Annotated in this window: 23 protein-coding genes and 1 riboswitch; of the genes, 9 read left to right on the top strand and 14 right to left on the bottom strand. The window is 65.2% G+C overall.

Going from position 1 to position 22,697, the window contains the following annotated elements:
* Position 1: 1 nt before the first annotated feature.
* The 3 genes from M1B34_RS11360 to M1B34_RS11350 are packed head-to-tail and all read left to right on the top strand — an operon-like array spanning position 2 to position 2,132.
* Positions 2-952 (top strand): alpha-E domain-containing protein, encoded by a 951-nt coding sequence (locus M1B34_RS11360; RefSeq protein ID WP_123331931.1) that lies wholly within the window; start codon positions 2-4, stop codon positions 950-952.
* A complete protein-coding gene (locus M1B34_RS11355) occupies positions 949-1,746 on the top strand; it encodes a transglutaminase family protein (protein ID WP_123331933.1) in 798 nt (265 codons plus the stop codon). Before M1B34_RS11360 ends, M1B34_RS11355 begins: the two co-directional genes overlap by 4 nt.
* A gap of 53 nt (positions 1,747-1,799) precedes the next feature.
* A complete protein-coding gene (locus tag M1B34_RS11350; protein ID WP_279653251.1) occupies positions 1,800-2,132 on the top strand; it encodes a DUF6388 family protein in 333 nt (110 codons plus the stop codon).
* A 7-nt stretch (positions 2,133-2,139) separates the two neighbouring features.
* Here M1B34_RS11350 and M1B34_RS11345 read toward each other — a convergent pair whose 3' ends face one another.
* Together M1B34_RS11345 and M1B34_RS11340 are read right to left on the bottom strand one after the other, a co-directional pair.
* The gene (locus tag M1B34_RS11345; protein WP_268265185.1) at positions 2,140-2,937 is read right to left on the bottom strand and encodes a hypothetical protein; all 798 of its coding nucleotides are present in this window, start codon (positions 2,935-2,937) and stop codon (positions 2,140-2,142) included.
* Positions 2,938-2,996: 59 nt separating this feature from the next.
* Positions 2,997-3,794 (bottom strand): AraC family transcriptional regulator, encoded by a 798-nt coding sequence (locus M1B34_RS11340; RefSeq protein ID WP_268262160.1) that lies wholly within the window; start codon positions 3,792-3,794, stop codon positions 2,997-2,999.
* Between the two features lie 112 nt (positions 3,795-3,906).
* Between M1B34_RS11340 and M1B34_RS11335 the strand changes: the two genes are divergently transcribed.
* A complete protein-coding gene (locus tag M1B34_RS11335; protein WP_268265184.1) occupies positions 3,907-4,887 on the top strand; it encodes a DMT family transporter in 981 nt (326 codons plus the stop codon).
* Between the two features lie 122 nt (positions 4,888-5,009).
* Positions 5,010-5,519 (top strand): GNAT family N-acetyltransferase, encoded by a 510-nt coding sequence (locus tag M1B34_RS11330; RefSeq protein WP_268265183.1) that lies wholly within the window; start codon positions 5,010-5,012, stop codon positions 5,517-5,519.
* Positions 5,520-5,531: 12 nt separating this feature from the next.
* Here M1B34_RS11330 and M1B34_RS11325 read toward each other — a convergent pair whose 3' ends face one another.
* Genes M1B34_RS11325 through M1B34_RS11310 form a run of 4 tightly spaced genes read right to left on the bottom strand, consistent with a single transcriptional unit; the run spans position 5,532 to position 8,829 of the window.
* Positions 5,532-5,969, bottom strand: a complete 438-nt coding sequence (locus M1B34_RS11325) for a pseudoazurin (protein ID WP_268265182.1) — start codon at positions 5,967-5,969, stop codon at positions 5,532-5,534.
* A gap of 15 nt (positions 5,970-5,984) precedes the next feature.
* Positions 5,985-6,776 (bottom strand): ABC transporter ATP-binding protein, encoded by a 792-nt coding sequence (locus M1B34_RS11320; protein WP_268265181.1) that lies wholly within the window; start codon positions 6,774-6,776, stop codon positions 5,985-5,987.
* On the bottom strand, positions 6,773-7,816 hold the full coding sequence (locus M1B34_RS11315; RefSeq protein ID WP_268265180.1) for a FecCD family ABC transporter permease: 1,044 nt from the start codon (positions 7,814-7,816) through the stop codon (positions 6,773-6,775). Before M1B34_RS11315 ends, M1B34_RS11320 begins: the two co-directional genes overlap by 4 nt.
* Positions 7,813-8,829, bottom strand: a complete 1,017-nt coding sequence (locus M1B34_RS11310) for an ABC transporter substrate-binding protein (RefSeq protein ID WP_268265179.1) — start codon at positions 8,827-8,829, stop codon at positions 7,813-7,815. Before M1B34_RS11310 ends, M1B34_RS11315 begins: the two co-directional genes overlap by 4 nt.
* Before the next feature lie 150 nt (positions 8,830-8,979).
* Positions 8,980-9,177, bottom strand: a riboswitch (cobalamin riboswitch).
* 181 nt (positions 9,178-9,358) lie between these two features.
* Between M1B34_RS11310 and M1B34_RS11305 the strand changes: the two genes are divergently transcribed.
* The 4 genes from M1B34_RS11305 to M1B34_RS11290 all read left to right on the top strand — a co-directional run bounded on the left by M1B34_RS11305 (position 9,359) and on the right by M1B34_RS11290 (position 13,445).
* Positions 9,359-10,528 carry an acetyltransferase domain-containing protein gene (locus M1B34_RS11305; protein ID WP_268265178.1) on the top strand — a complete coding sequence of 390 codons (1,170 nt, stop codon included), beginning with the start codon at positions 9,359-9,361 and terminating at the stop codon, positions 10,526-10,528.
* Positions 10,529-10,649: 121 nt separating this feature from the next.
* Complete coding sequence (locus tag M1B34_RS11300; protein WP_123331955.1) at positions 10,650-11,870, top strand: putative DNA modification/repair radical SAM protein; 1,221 nt, start codon at positions 10,650-10,652, stop codon at positions 11,868-11,870.
* A complete protein-coding gene (locus M1B34_RS11295; RefSeq protein ID WP_268265177.1) occupies positions 11,867-12,733 on the top strand; it encodes a TIGR03915 family putative DNA repair protein in 867 nt (288 codons plus the stop codon). Before M1B34_RS11300 ends, M1B34_RS11295 begins: the two co-directional genes overlap by 4 nt.
* Positions 12,734-12,758: 25 nt before the next feature.
* Positions 12,759-13,445, top strand: coding sequence for a hypothetical protein (locus M1B34_RS11290; protein ID WP_268265176.1), 687 nt, complete (start codon positions 12,759-12,761; stop codon positions 13,443-13,445).
* Positions 13,446-13,523: 78 nt separating this feature from the next.
* Here the strand turns inward: M1B34_RS11290 and M1B34_RS11285 are convergent, their stop codons facing one another.
* The 8 genes from M1B34_RS11285 to M1B34_RS11250 form a co-directional block, all read right to left on the bottom strand.
* Positions 13,524-15,953 carry a TonB-dependent siderophore receptor gene (locus M1B34_RS11285; protein ID WP_268265175.1) on the bottom strand — a complete coding sequence of 810 codons (2,430 nt, stop codon included), beginning with the start codon at positions 15,951-15,953 and terminating at the stop codon, positions 13,524-13,526.
* 83 nt (positions 15,954-16,036) lie between these two features.
* A complete protein-coding gene (locus M1B34_RS11280) occupies positions 16,037-16,618 on the bottom strand; it encodes a FecR domain-containing protein (RefSeq protein WP_268262153.1) in 582 nt (193 codons plus the stop codon).
* The gene (locus M1B34_RS11275; protein WP_268262152.1) at positions 16,525-17,025 is read right to left on the bottom strand and encodes a DUF4880 domain-containing protein; all 501 of its coding nucleotides are present in this window, start codon (positions 17,023-17,025) and stop codon (positions 16,525-16,527) included. Before M1B34_RS11275 ends, M1B34_RS11280 begins: the two co-directional genes overlap by 94 nt.
* Positions 17,022-17,543 carry a sigma-70 family RNA polymerase sigma factor gene (locus M1B34_RS11270; RefSeq protein WP_268265174.1) on the bottom strand — a complete coding sequence of 174 codons (522 nt, stop codon included), beginning with the start codon at positions 17,541-17,543 and terminating at the stop codon, positions 17,022-17,024. Before M1B34_RS11270 ends, M1B34_RS11275 begins: the two co-directional genes overlap by 4 nt.
* A gap of 177 nt (positions 17,544-17,720) precedes the next feature.
* Positions 17,721-18,740, bottom strand: a complete 1,020-nt coding sequence (locus M1B34_RS11265; protein WP_123331967.1) for a branched-chain amino acid aminotransferase — start codon at positions 18,738-18,740, stop codon at positions 17,721-17,723.
* A 192-nt stretch (positions 18,741-18,932) separates the two neighbouring features.
* Positions 18,933-20,324: a dihydrolipoyl dehydrogenase gene (gene lpdA, locus M1B34_RS11260; protein WP_268265173.1), complete on the bottom strand. Its 1,392-nt coding sequence runs from the start codon at positions 20,322-20,324 to the stop codon at positions 18,933-18,935.
* Between the two features lie 17 nt (positions 20,325-20,341).
* Positions 20,342-21,637: a dihydrolipoamide acetyltransferase family protein gene (locus tag M1B34_RS11255; protein ID WP_268265172.1), complete on the bottom strand. Its 1,296-nt coding sequence runs from the start codon at positions 21,635-21,637 to the stop codon at positions 20,342-20,344.
* Entirely contained in the window at positions 21,638-22,696 is a 1,059-nt protein-coding gene (locus M1B34_RS11250; protein WP_123331973.1) for an alpha-ketoacid dehydrogenase subunit beta, read from the bottom strand.
* Position 22,697: the final 1 nt, after the last annotated feature.

Here is a 22,697-nt window from a genome sequence, read left to right as displayed (position 1 = left end):
CATGCTTTCAAGAACCGCTGCGGACCTCTATTGGATGTCCCGTTACCTGGAGCGCGCGGAGAACCTGGCGCGCATGCTCGAGGTCAGTTATTCCCTGTCGCTGATGCCCCAGGCCGGGCGGGGCGACGGTCGCGCCGAGCTGGCCATGTCGCTGCTGGCGGCCGGCACCCTGGATGACTACAACCAGCGTTACGGTGAACTCAACACCGAGCGCATGCTGCATTTCTTCGCCCTCGACGAGACCAACCCGGGGAGCATCTATTGCTGCCTGCGCGCGGCGCGCAGCAATGCACACGCGGTGCGCGGGCGCATCACCGCCGACATGTGGGAGAACATCAACGCCACTTGGCTGGAGATGCGCAACATCGCCAGCAACGGCCTGGGGCGCTACGGCATCAGCCAGTTCTGCGAGTGGGTCAAGGAGCGTTCGCACCTGTTCCGTGGCGCCACCTCGGGCACCATCATGCGCAACGATGCGTATTGCTTCATTCGCCTGGGGACCTTTATCGAGCGGGCCGACAACACCCTGCGCCTGCTGGATGCGCGTTATGAAATGTTCGGCGAGGAATCCGAGGAGGTCAGCGACAACTCGGCCCGTGGCTATTACCAGTGGAGCGCCTTGCTCCGCGCCTTGTCGTCGTTCGAGGCGTTCAACGAAATCTACCGCAACGCCCCGGGGGCCGAGCAGGTGTCCGAGATGCTGTTGCTGCGCGCCGATGTGCCGCGCTCCCTGCACGCCTGTGTCGAGGAGCTGGACCACATCCTCGCCAGCCTGCCGGGCAACAACGGCCGTCCGGCCCAGCGCCTGGCCGCCGAGCTGAACGCGCGGCTGCGCTACACCGGGATCGACGAGATCCTGGCCTCGGGGCTGCACCTGTGGCTCACCGAATACATTGCGCAGATCCGCCACCTGGGTCAGACCGTGCACGAATCCTATCTGGAGGTCGTATGAAACTTTCCATACGTCACGACACCACCTACAGCTACGCCGATGAAGTCTGCACCAGCATCCAGTTCCTGCGCCTGACGCCGCAGAACAGCGAGCGCCAGCGCATCCTTCAGTGGCACCTGGAGCTGCCGCGCCGGGTGCGCAGCCAGCTCGACCCTTACGGCAACATCCTCCATGTGCTGACCCTGGATGAACCCCACGGCGCGATCGTGCTGACGGCGTACGGCGAGGTGGAAATCGACCCGCTGCGGGACGTGGAGGGGGACGAGCAATCGCCGCTGCCATTCCTGCGCACCAGCCGCCTGACCCAGGCCGATGAGGCGCTGACGGCCTTTGCTGTGCAGCACTGCGGCGAGCGTCGGGACCGCCAGGCGCTGACCGAGCTGATGCAGGCCCTGGGCGCGCACATGCCCTACAGCCCGGGCGCCACCGAAGTCAGCAGCAGCGCCGCCGAGGCCTTTGCCGGCCGCGCCGGGGTCTGCCAGGACCACACCCATGTGTTCCTGGCCTGCGCCCGCAGCCTGGGGATTCCGGCGCGCTATGTGTCCGGCTACCTGTGCACCGAAGATCAGAGCCACCTGGCCAGTCACGCCTGGGCCGAAGCCTGGCTGGATGACGGCTGGTACAGCTTCGACGTGACCAACCAGCTGATCCGTCCGGAGCGCCACTTGAAGCTTGCGGTGGGCCTGGATTACCTCGACGCCTGCCCGGTACGGGGCATGCGCCGCGGCGGCGGGGCGGAGCAGATGCTGGCACGGGTCCAGGTCAGTTCCATGGTCCAGGTGCAACTGCAGTAGAACTTTGAGCGCCGCCTGCAGCCAGCACGGCGGCGCAACCCTCCACCTCGGCACTGCCGGGGTCATCAGGCGCCACAGGAGTAGCGACGATCAGCGTTCACGAACACCGCCAGCGTCTGGCATTGCAGGCCTATGTCGAGGCCCGGCCGGCTCTGCGTCAGCAGTTGGCCACACTGCCGCTGGCGCAGCACGCGGCCTACGTGCAGCAGGCCCTGGATGAGGAGGCCGCGGCGTTGCACATCGCGCCGTGGGAATTGCACTTGCAACTGCTGGCCAGCAGCCCCGAGGAACTGGCGGCCTTGCAGTTGGCCGCCCACCGCGAGATTGCCGAATTCGCCAATATGCCGTGGGCCGAGTACTGCGCCCTGACCGGGTGCAAGGCCTAGTCGCGGCTCAGCTCGCCCTGGGGTCTTGATAGTCCCGGCACCAGGAGCTGCCGTAACGGTCGAGCAAGGCTTGGCTCAACAGCTCGGTATCGGCAGCGTCGCTGAAGCGGAACAAGGTCCAGACCAGGGGCCGCACCAACTGGTCGCGCGTGCGGTACTGGGGGATATCGACAATGTGCTCGGCGTGCTGGTTGAACCACTGTTCGAGCAAGCGTTGAGAGGCGTCGTCCGCACCCAGCAGAAATACCCACAACACCCCCAGCAGGTCCAGGTCCCAACTGAGCATAGGGCGGTCGAAATCCACCGCCGCCAGAGGCACGCGATGCAGCAGGCCGGCCAGCTCGGCATGCAGCCAGGGGTCTTCGGCGAACTCGCTCTTAAGCTTGGCTTTTTTGCTCAGCATGCCCGGCTGGTGCGAGAAGCGCCTGGCCTGATTGAGCAGCGCCAGCTTGCGCGAGTACCCCGGCAACGACAGCTCGCCGTCGAACAGCAGGCGCATGACCCAGCGCTTGAGCCGGCAGCGCGGGTAGCTTTCTTGCTCCAGCACCACGGCGACCCGCGCGGCGGCCTGCGTCAGCAACGGCCAATGGAACGGCTTGTTGATGGGCGGGGTCTGGCCATCGAGCAGCAGGTAGTAATAGAAGTCTTCCAGGGTGCTGTCAGGCAGGTCCTTGGGGGGCTTTCTGCTCAGTGGGGTGATTGCCGGGTGATGCATACAGGCGTAGTCGTTGTAGCTCAGTCCTTGCTCGAAACTGGCTTGGCCGGAGGCGATAAAGCGCTCCACGGTCTGCGTGCTGGAGGTCATGGGCCGTCCTGGGCGAGAGGGGGCGCCAGTATAAGAAAAAACCGCCACGCCGTGGCCGCTCAATGTGGGGTCAGGTAGGCCTTGCGGTATTCGTCGGGGGTGTTGCCCATCATCTTGCGGAACATGCTGATAAAGGCCGAGGCGCTGCTGTAGCCAAGGTCCAGGCCGATGGTTTCCACGCTCTGGCCCTGTTCCAGCAGGGCCAGGGCCTGCACCACCCTCAGCCGTTGGCGCCATTCACTCAAGGACATACCCAGGTCGCGCTGGCTGCGACGCATCAGGGTGCGCTCGGTGGTGTTGGCGGCGTGGGCCAATTGCGGCAGCGAACGCGGGTCGCCGGGGTTGGCTTTCAGGGCCTCCAGCACGGGCCCCAGCAACGGGTCCACCGAGGACGGCAGGTAGCTGCCGGCGCACGAGGTGCTGGACAGCTTGTCCACCAGTACCTGCAACAGGCGCTGGTGCTGGGGGCTTTGCGGCAGCCCTGGCGGCGCCTGGCGCAGGTCATTGAGCAGGGCCAGGATCAGCGGGCTGACGGTCAGCGCGCAATGCTTGGCCGGCAACGCATCGCACAGCTCGACGGCCAAATACAGGGAGCAATGACAGGCCTGCTGGTGATTGAAGCCGATATGCTCGACATTCGGCGGCAGCCAGATGCCGTATTGGGGTGGCGCCAAGTAGTGGTGGTCATCGAGCTGGATCTCCATCACGCCGCTGTAGGAATAGACGAACTCGCCCCAGGCGTGGCTGTGCCGGGGGTAGGTGGCGTGGGCCGGCAATTGCGCGCTGCGAAAGAAAATCGGCGCCGGCAAGGCATCGTTGTACGGTGCAAAGTGCAGGTAGTGGGCAAGGTTGTTCACGATGGGCACCGGCTTGGCGGATAAGTGCGATGGATTGTCGGATTGGCACTATATCTAGAAAAACTGTCAGCCTGACAATCCCCCATCACGTTCCCCCGACCAAGGACCCACCATGGCACCCCGCCAGACACTCGATGGACCCGCCTTCGGCCTTATGGTGTTGCTCTGCGCCCTTTGGGGTTTTCAGCAGGTAACGCTCAAGGCCACCGCGATGGACATTGCGCCCATCCTGCAGATTGCCCTGCGCTCCGCCGGAGCTGCGTTGCTGGTGGGGTTGCTGATGAGCGTGCGCCGCGAAACCCTCGGCCTGGCCAGCGGCCATTGGCGTCCGGGGCTGGTGGTGGGCGGCCTGTTCGCCCTGGAGTTTCTCCTGGTGGGCGAGGGGCTGCGGCACACCACGGCCTCCCACATGGTGATCTTTCTCTACACCGCGCCGATCTTTGCCGCCCTGGGCCTGCACTGGAAACTGCCCTCTGAACGCCTCAAGGCGGCGCAATGGCTGGGCATCGCCGTGGCCTTCGCCGGGGTGGTGGTGGCCTTCACCCGTCCTGCCAGCGCGGCACCGTCGGCGAGCAGCCTGTTGGGCGATGGCCTGGGGATCCTCGCCGGCGCCGCCTGGGGCGCCACCACCGTGGTGGTGCGCTGCTCGCAACTGGCTACCAGCCCGACCACCCGCACCTTGCAATACCAATTGCTCGGTGCCGCCCTCTGGCTGTCCCTGGCGGCGCTGGCCACCGGACAACTCACGGTGCATTTCACGCCCGTGGTGTGGGGCAGCCTGGCGTTCCAGGTGCTGCTGGTGTCCTTTGCCAGCTTCCTGATCTGGTTCAGCCTGCTGCGCCGCTACCTGGCGTCGCGCCTCGGCGTCCTGTCATTCATGACCCCGCTGTTCGGCGTGGGGTTTGGCGTGTGGCTACTGGATGAGCCCCTGGAACCCAACTTCATCGTCGGCGCCTTGCTGGTGCTGGCAGGCATCGTCCTGGTGAGCGGCTATGAATGGCTGCAGCAGCGCCTGTCCACCCGCCGCGCCAGCACCAGTGACCACGCCAGCTGCGGACTGGCCGACGATAAAGGCCGTGCGGGGCGTTTGTAGGTGGGGTAGGGCGAAGACAACCCAGGCGTCACTCGCCCTGCCTGCAGTGGGCAGGCGCTTGCATGGTGCATCCCCGAGGATTGCCGTAGCCTTGCGGGCTTTGCACCGTTTGAGGGAGCTGCATGTCATCCGCTGTTGTGATTACCCCGGTCCAGCCTGACGAAATCGCCGCCACTCGGGATTTCGTCATGGCTGCCCGGGCGCAGATGTTTCCCTGGCTTGAGGCCGGGACGCTGCCCGTCGATCTGGCGGACTTTTCCGCGCATTACTTGACGCCGGGGCAGGGGCGTTTCCTGATCGCCCGCTGCGACGGCGAGAGGGTCGCTGCGATCGGTTACCTGCCGTATGACGGTCGTTTTCCCCAGCTCGATTTTGCCGGGCGCAAGGTGGTGGAAGTGGTGCGTTTGTTCGTCAGCCCCGAGCAGCGGCATGGGGGGCTGGCGGCGCGCTTGTATCAGGCGCTCAAGGTGTTGGCCGAGGCCGATGGGGTGCAGGTGCTGTACCTGCACACCCATCCATTTCTGCCGGGGGCCATCGCCTTCTGGCACAAGCAGGGTTTTACCACGCTGTGCGTCGATAACGACCCGCCGTGGCACACCACCCATATGCAGTGCGTGTTGGCCCAGGGCTGAAGGCCCGTCCCTTCAGTGGGGCGCCAGTGCTCGCTGGATAATCGCGCCGAGGCGCTCCCTGGCCCGTGGCGCCAAGCCTTCGGGCAGCTTCGGCATGGTCTCTATGGGCGTGCCCACCTGGATCAGCATCACCATGCCCATGGCCACATGGGGGCTGCACTGAATGCCGTAGAAACCGGGCACCTCGAAGGTCTGCTCCACGGGCTGGTTGAGCTGGCTTTTGAAGGCGCTGGCGCCGGGCGGCAGCAGGCCGTTGATGGAGGCGGCGTTGTGGCCGTTCTGGGTGGGGATGAAGCGCACGCTGTCACCGGGGGCCAGGCGCAGGAAGTCCGGCTCGTAGACCATGCTCCCGGCCGCGCCGCGATTGAGCATCTTGACCTCGTGCACGTCAGCCAGGGCCGAGGTGCCAAGGAGCAGGGCCAGCCAGGCCAGTTTGGGCTTGAGCAACATGCAGGGCTCCAGGCGTCAGTGGGAACGCAGGCGCAGGAAGCGGCTGCCATCCAGGGGGTCGATGATGAAGTGGCCGCGCACGCCGAATACGCTGTGCAGGCGTTCCGGGGTCAGCACCTCGGTGGGGCTGCCGAGGGCCACCAGGCGGCCGCCCTGCATCAGCGCCAGGCGGTCGCAGCCTAGGGCCTGGTTGAGGTCATGCAGGGCGATCACCGTGGTCACCGGCAGGTGCTGGACCAGTTGCAAAATGCTCAGTTGTTGCTGGATATCCAGGTGGTTGGTGGGCTCGTCCAGCAGCAGGACCCGCGGCCGCTGGGCCAGGGCCCGGGCAATGTGCACCCGCTGGCGTTCGCCGCCGGACAGACTGTGCCACCTGCGCCCTTGCAGGGGCAGCATGGCCACCGCCTCCAGGGACTCGCGGACAATTGCGTCATCCTCGGTGCTCCAGGGGGTCAGGGCCGACAGCCAGGGCGTGCGTCCCAACTCTACGGCGTCGCGCACGCTGATGGCGTCGTCGGTGCTGGCCTGCTGCTCGACCACCGCCAGCCACTGGGCGATCTGCCGCCGGCCGAGCCGGGCCAGGGGCTGCTCCATCAACCGCACTTCGCCCGCCTGGGGCCGCTGAATGCCCGACAGCAGCTTGAGCAGGGTGGATTTGCCGGAGCCGTTGGGGCCGACGATGCCCAGGGTTTCGCCAGCGCGGACGCTGAGGTCGATGTCCTGTAGCAGCGGTCGGCCCTTGATGGCATAGCTCAGGCCCGAACAGGCCAGCACCGTGGTCCGGGATTGGGGGTTCAAGGCGTTCATCGGGCGTGGCTCCCGCGGATCAGGATCAGGGCGAAGACCGGGGCGCCGATCAAGGCGGTGATCACGCCGATCGGCAACACCTGGCCCTTGATCAGGGTGCGTGACAACACGTCGGCGGCCATCAGGAACAGGGCGCCGCTGAGGGCGCTGAGGGGCAGCAGCCGGCCATGCCGCGGGCCCACCAGCAGGCGCATGGCGTGGGGGATCACCAGGCCGACAAAACCGATGGAGCCGACGATGGACACCAGCACCGCGGTCATCAGCGCGGCGCTGGCGATCAGCAGGATCTGCACCCGACGCACCGGAATACCCAGGGCCGCGGCCGAGTCGGCGCCAAAGGTGAAGGCGTCCAGCGCGCGGCGATGCCACAGGCACAGCACCAGGCCCAGTAGCACCACCGGCAGCGCCAGGCTGACCGATGACCAGCGCACGCCGCTGAGGTTGCCCAGCAGCCAGAACATGATGCCCCGGGCCTGTTCCGCGCTGGCCGACTTGGTGATCAGGAAGGAAGTCAGGGCGTTGAACAACTGCGAACCGGCGATGCCGGCGAGGATGATTTGCCCGGCCGCCGCGCCACCACGAGCGCTGCGGGCCAGCAGGGTGACCAGGGTAAACGCCGCCACGGCCCCGAAAAAGGCCCCGGCCGACAGTGACAGCGCGCCGGCCCCCAAGCCGAGAATCGCCACCAGCACGGCGCCGGTGGACGCCCCGGCGGAAATCCCCAACAGGTAAGGGTCAGCCAGGGGATTGCGCAGCAGGGCTTGCAGCACCACCCCGGACAGCGCCAGCCCGGTGCCGCAGGCGGCGGCCACCAGGGCCCGGGCCAGGCGGTAGTTCCAGACGATGCCTTCATCGATGGGATCCAGCACGTGGCCGGCGTCCCAGAGTTTGTTGGCCAGGACCTGCAGCACCACCTGCAGGTCGATGTGGGTTTCGCCGATGCTCACCGCCGCCAGGACTGCCAGCAGCAACACCAGGCTGACCCACAGGCCGTGCCCGAGCAGCGGCGCGCATGCCCGGGCGACGCCGAGGGCACTCATGGGTGCGACTGGAGGCGCTGGCTGGCCTGGGCCAGGGCGTCGATGCCGTCGAACAGGCGCAGGCTGGCCTGCATGGCGTGGGCGTCAATGATCAGGATGCGGTCGTGTTTCACCGCGTCCATGTTGCGGGTCACCGGGTCGTTCTTGAGGAATTGCAACTTCTTCTGGTAGTCATCGGCCGGGAAGCGACGGCGGTCCATGCGGGCGATGATCAGGAAGGTCGGGTTGGCCTTGGCGATGGTTTCCCAGCCGACAGTGGGCCATTCCTCGTCGGATTCGATGACGTTGCGCATGCCCAGGGTGTTGAGCATAAAGTCGGGAATGCCCTTGCGCCCGGCCACGTAAGGGTCGATATCGAGGTCGGCGCTGGAGAACCAGAATACCGCGGAGGGCGCCTGGCCCTGAGCCGGTGCCGCTTTGGCCACGGCGGCGGCGAGGCGGGCCTTGAGCTGGCCCACCAGTTGTTCGCCGCGCGCTTGCACGTCGAAGATCTGCGCCAGTTGCTCGATGCTCTTGTACAGGCTGTCGATGCGGAAGGTTTCCAGGCGCGTGCCGTCGGCGCCGCTGAGGTTGTCCTTGCCTTCGCAGTCCGACGGCATCAGGTACACCGGGATTTTCAGTTCTTCAAACTGCTCCCGGGTGCCGACCACGCCTTGGGCGCCGACCATCCATTCGAACTGCACCGCCACCAGGCCAGGGCGCTTGCCGATCACCGACTCGAAGCTCGGGTCGTTGTCCGCCAGGCGCTCCACGGCGTCGTTCTGCGTCTTGAACTCGGGCAGCACGTCGTTGAACCACAGGGAGGTGCCAGCCAGTTTCGAACCCAGCCCCAGGGCGTAGAGCATCTCGGTGCCGGACTGGCCGATGGTCACGGCGCGGGCCGGGGCCTGGTTGAAGGTCAGGCGGGCGCCGCAGTTTTCCACGGTCAAGGGGTACTGGGTCGCCGGGGCGGCGAGGGCCAGGGAGCTGAAGCCGGCAGCGGCCAGCAGGGTGGCAAGGCGGGGCAGGGACATGAAAGGCGATCTCCATTCGAACGCGTGCACAGGCGGAGCGCACAGGTTTGGAAAACACATCCCACGCCGCGGGCGAAAAAAGCCCGGGTACAGCGGATCGAGTCGTTGCAGACCGGCCGACGGATGTCCTTCCCGGACACCCCGCCGGTTAGTTGATGACGCTGGCCGGCAGGTCTCCTGACTGGCGCGTCATCACCTGGCTCCAGCCTTCCCGGGGTGACCCAGTGGCATGCTTCGGGAGCAGGCTCGGCGCCTACAGTTGCGGGGGCAGTTCCGTTTCAGCGCTCGCTTGGAGGCTGACGGATTCCCTATTATTTCCTTGCGGAAACCGGCGGGCAGCATGGTAAAGGATAGGCAGACGTCAGACCACGCTTGTTTTTGGCCAGCGGCGGCTGCGCTGCCGCACGGCTGAGTAAAAGGCGTTGAGAATCGCTACGAATTGCCACTGAAATGTTATAGAGTAACCGCCGTTTGCCCCTGGCCGCTCCGGCGGGGCGTCTTAATCCACCCTCTGCGTTGCGAAACCCCCATGACACACGCTGCTGTCCCTCACTCCGGCACCGCTGCCGGCCGCCTGCTTTCCATTGATGCATTGCGCGGGCTGGTGATCGTTTTCATGCTGCTTGACCATGTCCGCGAAACCTTTTTCCTGCATCGCCAGGTGATCGACCCCATGGATGTCACCAGCACCGAGCCGTCGCTGTTTTTTAGCCGGACCCTGGCCCACCTGTGTGCGCCGGTGTTTGTCTTGCTCACGGGGCTGTCGGCGTATCTGTTCGGTGAGAAGTACGCGGGCAAGGCGGATGTCTGCGCCTTTCTGTTCAAGCGCGGCCTGTTCCTGGTGCTGCTGGAAATCACGTTGGTGAACTTTGCCTGGACCTTCCAGCTACCGCCCACGGTGATCTACCTGCAAGTGATCTGGGCCATCGGTCTGAGCATGCTGGCCCTGTCGGCCATGGTCTGGCTGCCCCGGGCGCTGTTGCTGGTGCTGAGTGTGGGGATCATTGCCGGGCACAACCTGCTGGACGGCCTGCACTTTCCCCTGGAGTCGGCCCTGCATGTGCCGTGGGCGGTGTTGCATGACCGCGGTTGGATCGAGTTTTCCGACACCTTGCGCCTGCGCACGTCCTACCCGGTGCTGCCGTGGATCGGCGTGATCGGCCTGGGTTATGCCCTGGGCCCGTGGTTTGCTCGCGGGGCGGACGCGGCCCTGCGTCAACGGCGTTTGTGGCTGTGCGGTGTGGCCGGCCTGCTGGGCTTTATCGTCCTGCGCCTGGTCAACGGTTATGGCGAGAAGCCCATGGCCCAGGCGGACAGCGCGATGCAGGCCCTGATGGGCTTCTTCAACATCACCAAGTACCCGCCGTCCTTGCTGTTCATCACCCTGACCCTGAGCGTCGGCCTGTTGCTGTTGCTGTGGTTAGAGCGGCGCCAGGGCAGTGCCTGGATGCGGCCGTTGACGGTGTTCGGGTCGGCACCGATGTTCTTCTACCTGCTGCACCTGTATGTGCTCAAGGTCCTGTACCTGCTGAGCGTGACGCTGTTTGGCCTGAACCAGGGCCAGTACTTCGGCTTCGACGGCATCTGGGCCGTGTGGCTGGTCTCGGCCTTGCTGGCGGTGGCGCTGTACCCGCCGGTGCGCTGGTTCTCGGCGTTGAAGGCACGACGCCGGGACATCGCCTGGTTGAAGTACCTGTAGCCCCTGACCGCCCATCGCCCTTTGGGGCGCTGGGCGGTTTTTTTTGCCGAGCCAGGCAATGCTCGCTTGAACGGCCCAGTGCAACTCTTTACTGTATATAAACCCAGTATCGAGAATCGTCATGCAGCTGATCGACAAGTTGAGCATCCTCGCCGACGCGGCCAAATACGACGCCTCCTGCGCCAGCAGCGGTGCGCCAAAACGCAGCTCCGCCGGCCAGTCCGGGCTGGGCTCGACCAATGGCATGGGCATCTGCCACAGCTACACGCCAGACGGTCGTTGCGTCTCGCTGCTGAAGATCCTGCTCACCAACTTCTGCCTCTACGACTGCCAATACTGCGTCAATCGCCGTTCCAGCGACGTGCCCCGGGCGCGCTTCAGCCCTGAGGAGGTGGTGACCCTGACCCTGGATTTCTACCGGCGCAATTGCGTCAGCGGGCTGTTCCTCAGCTCCGGCATCATCCGCTCGGCGGACTACACCATGGAACAGTTGGTGCGGGTCGCCAAGTTGCTGCGTGAAGAGCACGAGTTCCGCGGTTACATTCACCTGAAAACCATCCCCGAAGCCGACCCGCTGCTGATCGCCGAAGCGGGGCGTTACGCCGATCGCCTCAGCGTCAACATCGAACTGCCCACCGACCAGGGGCTGCAGAGCCTGGCCCCGGAAAAACAACTGGGCTCGATCAAGCGGGCTATGGGCACCATCTACACCGGCGAGCAAACAGTGCTCAATGAGCCGCGGGCCCCGCGTTTTGCCCCGGCGGGGCAGAGCACCCAGATGATCGTGGGTGCCGACGACACCGACGACAGCACCATCCTCCACAGCGCCGAAAGCCTGTACGGCGACTTCCGCCTGCGCCGGGTCTACTACTCGGCCTTCAGCCCCATTCCCAACAGCCCGAAAAGCGTGCCTCTGGCCGCGCCGCCGCTGATGCGCGAGCACCGCTTGTATCAGGCGGATTTCCTGCTGCGCAGTTACGGCTTCAAGGCCGACGAGCTGCTCAAGGGGCCGGGGCACCTGGCCCTGGACATGGACCCCAAGCTGGCCTGGGCCCTGGACAACCGCAGCGTCTTCCCCCTGGACCTGAACCGCGCCGAGCCGAGCCTGATCGCGCGCATCCCCGGCATCGGCCTGCGCACCACCCAGCGCCTGGTGGAACTGCGCCGGGAGCGGCGAATTCGCTACGAAGACCTGGCCCGCATGCGCTGCGTGCTGAGCAAGGCCAAGCCGTTTTTCATCACCAGCGATTACCACCCGCAACAGGCCGAAACCAGCAGCACGCTGCTCTATCAGCAATTGCGCGAGCGGCCGCAACCGCAGCAAATGGGGCTGTGGGGATGATTCGCCTGGACTGCGACGAGCTGTTCGCCACCTGGCGCCAGCAAGCGCGCTGGTTGCTCAGCCATTCCATTGACCCGAGCCGGGTCAGTTGGTCCGATGCCCAGGTGCAGGACCTGTTTGCCACCGATGAAGAATGCCCGCCCGGGATGGGGCCGTTCCAGGCGCGAATTCCCCAGGCCTTGCTCGGCCTGCTGGAGCGCGCCGCCTGTTATCGCGGTGAGCAGCGCTGGAGCCTGTTGTACGAGGTGCTGTGGCGGGTCAGCCACGGTGATCGCACGGCCATGCTCAGCGGCGATCAACTGGGCAGCGAGTTGCAGCGGCGGATCAAGCAGGTGAGTCGCGAGGCGCATCACCTGCATGCGTTTGTGCGTTTTGTCGCGGTGCCACCCTGTCCGCAAATGCTGCAAGGGGCAGAGGTCGAGCTGGTGCAGCCGCACTACGTGGCCTGGCATGAGCCGGCCCATGACATCCTGGCCAGCGCCAGCGAGCACTTTATCGGGCGCATGGGCCGGCATCGCTGGATGATCGCCACGCCCCGGGACGGGGTGTATTACGACGGCCATGAACTGATTGTGCACCGCCAGTGCCCGCAGGCCTGGCAGCAGCTTGCACAAAGCGTCGAAGACCCCGGCGGCGAGATGTGGCTGGCCTACTACAGCCACATCTTCAACCCCGCACGGCTCAACCCCAAGGTCATGCAAGGGCATTTCCCGGCACGCTTCTGGAAGAACCTGCCGGAAGGGCCGCTGATTCCCGGGCTGATCAGCGAAGCCCGCCACGGCAAGCAGCGGGATGGGCAGGCCAGCCAGGTGGTCAACCGCCGTGGCAAACGTATTGGTAGCGGGCCCCAAGGGCCGATTTGAAATGGACGATCAAGGAGCGTCACGGATGGATGATGGCAAGGGCATTACCGAGGAGTTCTGGTCGAAGACCGTGAGCGACGACGCCAAGATGCTGTGGCGTGTGGGGAGTCGCGGGATGACGTTCCTGGCGGCGTTGCTGTTGCCCAAAACGGGCTTCAAGGGGGTAGATATCGCGGTCGGGGTACTGACCATGCTCATCCCCTTGCTGGTGATTGAAACGCAGCGGGCCTACTCGAAGTTTTCTCCGGGCTTTCTCGCTCGGGTGATCCGCGCCTGTGTCTTTGCCAGCGGCATCGCCATGGCCTGCCTGGGGCTGCTGATCTATTTCGGCATCGTATTGCCCCTGGTTTCGGGGATTGGCCTGCACTTTTTTCAGCAGAGCGTCAGCCTCAACGAAGATCCGCACAATAACGTGCAGCTCATGATGTTTTGGTGGATGGCCGGGTTGACCGTGGTGGCCCTGGTGTACAGCGTGGTCAGCAACTTTCGCGAGACGAAGATTTTCGAGATCGTCTATCACCTTCCACGCAACAAGGTGGAAGAGCTGATGCGCGGGCGACCCTTGCGTGCCAGCAACTGGCCGATGTTCGTCTGGTTCGAACTCTCGGTGCTGGTGGTCAGTTGTCTCTATACCTTCATGGCTGCGCAGACGGCGCTTCTGGTCGTCAATGGCTTGCAACAGGTGCTGGAGCTGCTGGAGGGGCGGTTGTAGCCTGGCAAGCCCGCCTTCGCCGGGGCGAAGGGCGGGACTGCAGTATGACCACTCAACTTGCCTGGGGCCGGGCCGGCCTCAGAAGCTGTACTTGAAGCTGGTCATCAGGTTGCGCGGTGCGCCGTAGTTCCCGTAGAGGCCGGCGTTGCTGTAGTACTCGCGGTCGAACAGGTTGTTCAGGTTGAGCGAGGCACTGAGGTTGCGGCTGATGTCGTAGCGGGCCATCAGGTTGGTGACGGCGTAGCTGCCCTGGGTAAAGGTGTGCAGGTCGTTGCCGACCTTGCTCTGCCAGTTGACCCCGCCGCCCACGGTCAGCTTGTCCAGCGGTCCGTGCAGGCGGTAGCTGGTGAAGGTCTTGAAACTGTTGCGCGGCAGGCCGGTGTTGATGCGCTGGTCATCGGCATCGGTGGTCACCGAGTAGGTGTAGCCCGCCGAAGCTTGCCAGCCTTCGGCCAGTTCGCCGTTGAATTCCAGCTCCACCCCCTTGGAGGTGGTGTCTTGCTCGGCGCTGTAGACGTTGTCGTGTTGCCAGATCGCCAGGTTGTCCTGTTGCAGCTTGTACAGCGCCAGGCTGGAATTCAGGCGGCCGTCGAAGTGGCTGCCCTTGATCCCGAGCTCATAACCCTTGCCTTCCATCGGGTCCAGGGGCTTGTTCTCTTCGCTGCGAACCCAGGACGCCTGGGGGTTGAAGATGCTGGTGTAGCTGGCGTACACCGACCAGGTGTCGCCCAGGTCGTAGACCACCCCGGCGTAGGGAATGAACACGCCGTTCTCTTCGCGATTGACTTGGGTTTCGGTGCCGCCGTACGGGCTGTCGGTGGTGTCGCGTTTCCAGTCGATGACCCGGCTGCCGAGGATCAGGCTCAGGTCGTCGGTCAGGCGAAAGCGCGAGGTCAGGTAGGCCGCGTACTGGTTTTCATCCATCGCCGACTTGCCGCTGACGGTGAACTCCGGTTTGGGCGAGTGGCCGTCCCAGTCGTTCAGGTCGTCGATGACCCCGGCCGGGGAGCCGGCGTAGTCGTAGCGCCAGCCGCCCCAGTTGGGCGTGCGCTCCTTGTACTGGGACAGGGTCACGCCGCCGATCAGCTCGTGCTCGCGGCCGAACAGGCTGAAGGGGCCAGTGACGTACAGGTCGAGGTTGTCCTGGCGCGGGGTGCCGGAGAAGCGCACCGGCAACTGGGTGGCGCCGCTGCCGTCCTTGTTGACGTCGCCCATGGCGAAGTTGAACACCTCGTCGAACTGGTTCTCGGCGTGGGTGAACTCGATCTTGCCGCTCCAGCCGTTGCCCAGTTGCTGCTCGATGGAGGCGAAGTAACTGCTTTGCTGGTGATCGTTGTAGGACCAGGTCGGCGCGGTGTTGGTGGAGCGCTTGAAGTCGGTGCGTTCACCGGTGCTGAAGCGCGTGGGCAGGCCGGTGCGCAGCGGCGAGTCGACGTCGGTGCGCTGGTAGCTGAAGCCCAGGGTCAGCAGGGTGTCTTCGGTGAGGTCGAACTCGCTGATGCCGTACATCAGTTGGGTCTTTTGCTTGAAGCGGTCGACCCAGGCGCTTTCGGTCTTGTAGTCGGCCACCAGGCGCCCGCGCACATTGCCACTGTCGGTCAGTGGCCCGGAGACGTCGACGCCGCCGCCATAGCGGTCCCAGGTTCCGGCCTGGCCGGTGATGCTGGCTTGGGCCTCGCTGGTGGGGCGCTTGCGGATCAGGTTGATGGTGGCCGACGGGTTGCCCATGCCGCTGATCAGGCCGCTGGCGCCGCGCACCACTTCCACCCGGTCATACATCGCCATGCTTTGGGAGTAGTTATCGAGGCGGGTGTTGGTGGGCACGCCGTCGATCTCGTAGTTCTGGATGGCGAAGCCGCGGGACCAGTAGCTGTCGGTTTCCGCGCCCAGGCCGTCGCGGGTGACGATGATGCCCGGGGTGGCTTCCAGGGTGTCGGTCAGGGTGCTGAGGTTCTGGTCGTCGATGCGCTGGCGGGTCATTACGGTGATCGACTGTGGGGTTTCCCGGGGCGTCAGGTTGAGCCGGGTCGAGCTGCTGGAGGAGTAGGTGGTGTACTCGCCGGTGCCTTCGGTGATGGAGCCTGGTGCCTTGCCTGAGATCGACACCGGGTTCAGTTCCAGGCTGCCGTCTGCGCTGCGGGCTTCCAGGGAGTAGTTGCCATTGGCGCCGCGCACGGCTTGCAGGCCGGTGCCGGCCAGCAGCAGGGTCAAGCCGCTGTCGACTGCATACCGGCCCTTGAGGCCGGGGCTGCTGCGGCCTTCGGTCAGGGTCGCCGGGTAGGACAGCAGAATGTGCGCGGTCTGGCCGAAACGGGCGAGGGCGCCGGCCAGGTTGCCCGGCGCAATGTCGAACTCCACTTGGGCCTGTTCGGCCGCCTGGGCCCAGGCCGGCAGCAGCACGGCGGTGCTGGTGGCGGTCAGGCAGACCAGGCCCTGGGCTACGGCGCCGGCGAGGTTTTGCTTGAGTGAAAAGGGCCGGTTGCGGCGTGGCTGTGCGGCGAATGACATGGGTTGCTCCCCCTGCAAATGAATGTTCTGGGGGTTAAGTCTCGCGAGCACGAAAAACAGACCACCTGTAGGCAAAAATATTTTTAACCCAGGTCGGTGCGGGGTTTCAGGGTCACCCAATAACGTGTGAATTGACGGACCTGCAGGTGCAGGGTCTCGGCCACGGCGAACAGCACGCGGTCGGTATCGCCCAAGGGAAAGGTCCCCGAAACCGGCAGCCTGGCCAGGCTCGGGTCGCAGGCCAGGTGGCCCGGGCGGTAACGCCCCAACTCCTCGAGAAACTCCGCCAGGGGCTGCCCCTGGGCCACCAGCATTCCCAGGCTCCAGGCCGGTTGCGGGTTGTTTTGGGCCTGGCGCAGCAGCAGGCCGTGACGATTGAAACGGGCCAACTCGCCGGCTGCCAGGGACAAGCTCGCGTGCCCGGTATCCCGCGGGCGCAGGGTCAGGTTGCCCTGGTAGACCACCAGTTCGGTGTGCCCGGCTTGTTGGCGCACACTGAAGCGCGCCGACGCGCTGTCGATCCAGCCTTCGGCGGTTTCAACGCTCAGGGGCAGGGCCGAGGTTTGCCGCGTCAATGTGAGCAGCAACTCGCCGCGCAGCAGTTTGATGCGCCGCTGCTGCTGATCGAAGCGCACCGCGATTGCGGTATCCGTGTTGAGCTGCACCTGGGTCTGGTCGGCCAGGGTGACGCGTCGTTGTTGGCGACCTGGGTGCTGTAGTCGGCGCTCCAATCCTGCATCAGGGCGGTGTCCCGTGCGGCCCAGGCCCCGGCACCGGCCGCCAGCAGCAGGCCCAGTTGCTTGAGGGCACGGCGGCGGCCGAGGTTCGGTGCCAGGGTGGCGCGGGCCAGTTCGCTGTGGCCCTGGCTGCGCACCTGCTGCAGGCGCTGGGTCAGGGCCTCGGCCCGTTGCCAGGCTTGCTCATGCTGCGGATGGGCCTGGCGCCAGCGTTGCCAGGCGGCGAGGGTGGCGGAACTGACCTCGGGTTCTTGCAGGTCGAGCTGCCATTGCATGGCCTGCTCGGCCATATCCAGGTCGAGGGCTTGGGGCGCGGTGCTCAAGGACGGTTTCACGAGAGCCCCAGGCTGTCGTCGAAGAGGATGCACTGGGCCCCGGCCTTGACGATGTAGCGCTTGACCGTGGTGACCGAGATTTGCAGGCGCTCGGCGATCTGTTCATGGCCCAGGCCATCGAGCTGCGACCAGAGAAAGGCCTGGCGTACTGCGGGCTCCAGGCGTTCGAGCACGGCATCCAGCTGGGTCAGGGTTTCCAGGAGGATGGCCTGGGTCTCCAGGTCTGGCACGACATGGGCGGGCAACTGCTGCAACGCTTCAAGGTAGGCCCGCTCCAGCTTCTGGCGCCGGTAGTGGTTGCTCAGTACGCTCTGCGCCACCTTGGCCAGGAAGCTCCGCGGCGCCTGGATCTGCACCGGCTCGGGCTTGGCCAGCAGCCGCACAAAGGTGTCCTGGGCCAGGTCGGCGGCGCTGTCGGAGCAGTTCAGCCGCAGGCGCAGCCAGTTCTTCAGCCACTGATGTTGCTGGCGATACAGCTGGGTCAGATCGCTGGCACTGGCTTGAGCAGGTGAAGGCATGGCGAAAAGATACCGGGGCAGGAAAGGCGCGAATGATAACGCTTATCATATAGATCGCTACCCTGGCTCGGCAAGATAAGTCTGATGCCCCTCGGAAATAGGCTGACAGTTGGGCTTGTCGGCATAAAAAAGCCCGCCCCTGGCAAGCAGGGGCGGGCTGGGTGGAGCCGGGCGCGATCAGACCTTGACGATCCAGCCCTCTGGCGCTTCCACGTCGCCGGTCTGCACTCCGGTCAGCTCTTTGTAGAGCTTCTGGGTGATCGGGCCGACTTCTTTTTCGCTGAAGAACACGTGCAGTTTTTCCTGGTACTCGATGCCGCCGATCGGCGTGATCACCGCAGCGGTACCGCAGGCACCGGCTTCCTTGAAGTCCGAGAGCTTGTCGATCAGCACGTCGCCTTCGATCACTTCCAGGCCCAGACGGGTCTTGGCCAGCTCGATCAGCGACAGGCGGGTGATGCCCGGCAGTACCGATGGCGAGTTCGGGGTGACGAATTTGTTGTCGTGGGTGATGCCGAAGAAGTTGGCCGAACCGACTTCCTCGATCTTGGTGTGGGTCAGCGGGTCCAGGTAGATGCAGTCGGCGAAGCTGGCCTTCTTGGCCTGGGAGCCGGGCATCAGGCTGGCGGCGTAGTTGCCACCGACCTTGGCGGCGCCGGTGCCTTGCGGTGCCGCACGGTCGTAGCTGGAGATCAGGAAGTTGTGCGGGGTCAGGCCGCCCTTGAAGTAGGCGCCGACCGGGATGCAGAAGATCGAGAAGATGAACTCGGGGGCGGTGCGCACGCCGATGTTGTCACCCACGCCGATCACGAACGGACGCAGGTACAGGGCGCCGCCGGTGCCGTAGGGCGGGATGAAGCGCTCGTTGGCACGAACCACTTCCTTGCAGGCTTCGATGAACTGCTCGGTGGACACCTGGGGCATCAGCAGGCGTGCGCAGCTGCGTTGCATGCGGGCGGCGTTCTGGTCCGGGCGGAACAGGTTGATCGAGCCGTCCTTGCAACGGTAGGCCTTGAGGCCTTCGAAGCATTGCTGGCCGTAGTGCAGGGCGGTGGAGCCCTCGCTGATGTGCAGCACATTGTCTTCGGTCAGGGAGCCTGAGTCCCAGGCGCCGTCACGCCAGTGCGACAGATAGCGTTTATCTGTCTTGATGTAGTCAAAACCCAACTTGTCCCAATTGATACTTTCGTTACCCATGACACCCTCTATCGCTTAACAACCGCCGCAACGGCTCAAGGCTTCTGACGTTTTTTTGGATGGGCACAACAATACTGCATTCCAGGGGTAAATCGCAGCCCGGGCGATGGGGGGAACGGCAAAAATCTTAGCCTGCTCACGATCTTTCCTCCTCCGCCACGGGGTGCCGATTCACGCCGCCGGTTTTTCTGTCTACAGATGCAAGGCGTGGCCCAGTGCGCGCAGCGCCGCTTCCTGTACCGCTTCACCCAGTGTGGGGTGGGCGTGGATGGTGCCGGCGATGTCTTCCAGGCGTGCGCCCATTTCCAGGGATTGGGCAAAGGCCGTGGACAGCTCGGACACGCCGACCCCCACCGCCTGCCAACCGACAATCAGGTGATTGTCACGGCGCGCCACCACCCGCACGAAGCCGCTTTTCGACTCCAGGGTCATGGCTCGGCCGTTGGCGGCGAAGGGGAAGCTCGACACCAGGCAGTCCAGCCCGGCCGCCTTGGCCTCGTCCGGGGTCTTGCCGACCACCACCAGTTCCGGGTCGGTGAAGCATACCGCCGGGATCGCCGCCGGGTTGAACTCGCGGTGCTGGCCGGCGATCAGCTCGGCGACCATCTCGCCCTGGGCCATGGCCCGGTGCGCCAACATAGGTTCGCCGCTCAGGTCGCCGATGGCCCAGACGTTGCGCATGCTGGTCTGGCAGCGGTTGTCGATCTTGATCGCCGCGCCCTGCATGTCCAGGTTCAGGGCTTCCAGGTTCCAGCCCTGGGTGTTGGGCTTGCGGCCGACCGCCACCAGCACCTGGTCGGTTTCCAGGTTCAGGGTCTCGCCGTCGGGCGCGCTGACCTGCAGGGTGCTGCTGGCGGCATCGAACCCCTGGACGCTGTGCTTGAGGTAAAGCTTGATGCCCAGCTGTTTCACCGACTCCAGCACGGGCTGGGTCAGCTCGGCGTCATAGGCCGGAAGCATGCGTTCCTGGGCCTCGACCACACTGACGTCCGCCCCCAGCTTGCGGTAGGCGATGCCCAGCTCCAGGCCGATGTAGCCGCCGCCCACCACGATCAAACGCTTGGGCAGGGCCTTGGGCGCCAGGGCTTCGGTGGACGAGATGATCGGCCCGCCAAGGGGCAGCATCGGCAGGTTGATGCTTTTCGAACCCGTGGCCAGCAGCAGGTGCTCGCACTGGATGCGGGTATTGGCGCTGCTGACCTCGACGGTCTTGCCATCGATCACCTGGGCCCAGCCCTGGATCACCTGGACCTTGTGTTTCTTCAGCAGGGCGGCGACCCCGGTGGTCAGGCGGTCGACGATGCCGTCTTTCCATTCCACGCTCTTGCCGATGTTCAGGGTCGGCGCTGCCACTTCGATGCCCAGGGCCGAGCCCTGGCTGTGATGGCGGGTCTGGTGGAACTGCTCGGCGACATGGATCAGCGCCTTGGACGGGATGCAGCCGATGTTCAGGCAGGTGCCGCCCAGGGACTGGCCTTCCACCAGGATCGTGGAAATGCCCAGCTGGCCGGCACGGATCGCGGCCACATAACCGCCAGGGCCGCCACCGATGATCAGCAGTTGCGTATTCAGAATCTGTTGCATGGGTGCTCCACGGATCATCAATCCACAAACAAGGTGGCGGGTTGTTCCAGCAGGCCGCGAATGGCCTGGATGAATTGCGCTGCGTCCATGCCATCAATCACCCGGTGATCGAAGGAACTGGAGAGGTTCATCATCTTGCGGATCACAATCTGGCCCTTGATCACCACGGGGCGCTCGACGATTTTGTTGACCCCGACAATCGCCACTTCCGGCAGGTTGAGCACTGGGGTGCTGACGATGCCGCCCAGGGCGCCGAGGCTGGTGAGGGTGATGGTGGAGCCGGACAGTTCGTCCCGCGCTGCCTTGCCGCTGCGGGCGGCCTTGGCCAGGCGCGAGATTTCCTCGGCATTGCCCCACAGGCTGCGGGCTTCGGCGTGGCGCACCACCGGCACCATCAGGCCGACGTCGCTTTGGGTGGCAACCCCGACATGCACCGCGCCGTGGCGGGTGATGACCTGGGCTTCATCGTCGTAACGGGCGTTGATCTGCGGGAAGTCCCGCAGGGCCACGACCAGGGCCCGCACCAGAAACGGCAGCAAGGTCAGCTTGCCGCGGCTGGCGCCGTGTTTTTCATTGAGCTGGGCACGCAGTTCTTCCACGGCGGTGACGTCCACTTCCTCGACGTAGCTGAAGTGGGCGGCGCGCTGGGTGGCTTCCTGCATGCGCTGGGCGATCTTACGGCGCATGCCGATCACCTGGACCTGCTCTTCATCGTGGCGCTCGGCGTAGGCCGGGCCTGCGGTCGAGTGGCTGCGCGACGGTTGGCTGTCCTGGGCCAGGTAGGCGTCCAGGTCTTCGTGGAGCACGCGCCCGGCGGGGCCGCTGCCTTGCACCAGGCGCAGCTGGATGCCCAGGTCCAAGGCGTGTTTGCGCACGGCCGGCGAAGCCAGGGGGCGTTCGTCGGCCTCTCGGGCCACCGGCGCCTGGGGCGCCGCGCGGCAGGAGGCGGGCTTGTTCTCGAGCGCGGTTTTTTCCACCGACGGCGTTGCAACGGCGGGTGCCGGCTGCGGCGCAGGCGCCGCTTCTTTTGCCGCCGCAGGGGCCTGGGCGGCCTCCTTGAGGTTGCCCGCGCCTTCCACTTCGATGCTGATCAGGATGCTGCCCACGGCCATCACTTCACCGGGCTCGCCGCCCAGGGAAATCACCTTGCCGTGAACCGGGGAGGGGATGTCGACCATGGCTTTGTCGGTCATCACGTCCGCCAGCACCTGGTCTTCAATCACCAGGTCGCCGACTTTCACGTGCCACTGCGCCAGTTCCACTTCTGCGATGCCTTCGCCGATGTCCGGCATCTTGATAACGTGCGTGCCCATTCAGACCTCCATGACCCGTTGCAGCGCCGCGCCCACTCGGGACGGCCCTGGGAAATACGCCCACTCCTGCGCGTGGGGGTAGGGCGTGTCCCAACCCGTGACGCGTTCGATCGGGGCTTCCAGGTGGTGGAAGCAGTGTTCCTGCACCAGCGACACCAGCTCGGCACCGAAACCGCAGGTGCGCGTGGCTTCATGCACCACCACACAGCGGCCGGTCTTTTTCACCGACTTGACGATGGTGTCCAGGTCCAGGGGCCACAGGCTGCGCAGGTCGATGACCTCGGCGTCGATGCCGGTTTCCTCGGCCGCCACTTGCGACACATAGACGGTGGTGCCGTAGGTCAGGATGGTCACGTCCTTGCCCGGACGGGTGATGGCCGCCACGTCCAGCGGCACTTTGTAGTAGCCGTCCGGCACTTGCGCCGACGGGTGTTTCGACCAGGGCGTAACGGGGCGATCGTGGTGGCCGTCGAACGGGCCGTTGTACAGGCGCTTGGGTTCGAGAAAGATCACCGGGTCATCGTTTTCGATGGAGGCGATCAGCAGGCCCTTGGCGTCGTAGGGGTTGGACGGCATGACGGTGCGCAGGCCACAGACCTGGGTGAACATCGCCTCGATGCTCTGGCTGTGGGTCTGGCCGCCGTAGATGCCGCCGCCGCAAGGCATGCGCAGGGTCATGGGCGCGGTGAACTGACCGGCGGAGCGATAACGCAGGCGCGCGGCTTCGGAAATGATCTGGTCCGAGGCCGGGTAGACGTAGTCGGCGAACTGGATTTCCGCCACTGGCCGCAGGCCGTAGGCGCCCATGCCGATGGCTGCACCGACGATGCCGCTTTCGGAAATTGGCGCATCGAAGACCCGCGAGGTGCCGTACTTGGCCTGCAGGCCCTCGGTGCAGCGGAACACGCCGCCGAAGTAGCCGACGTCCTGGCCGAACACCACGACGTTGTCGTCACGCTCAAGCATCACATCCATGGCCGAGCGCAGGGCCTGGATCATGGTCATGGTGGTCGTGGTCATGGCGGTGTCCAACTGGATAGCGTTGTTGTGATCGTTCATG

Origin of the sequence: Pseudomonas morbosilactucae, assembly GCF_023241715.1 — a bacterium.
Taxonomy (GTDB): Bacteria; Pseudomonadota; Gammaproteobacteria; order Pseudomonadales; family Pseudomonadaceae; genus Aquipseudomonas; species Aquipseudomonas morbosilactucae.
Note: the sequence above shows the minus strand (reverse complement) of the source record. Positions and strands in the feature narration are given on the sequence as shown.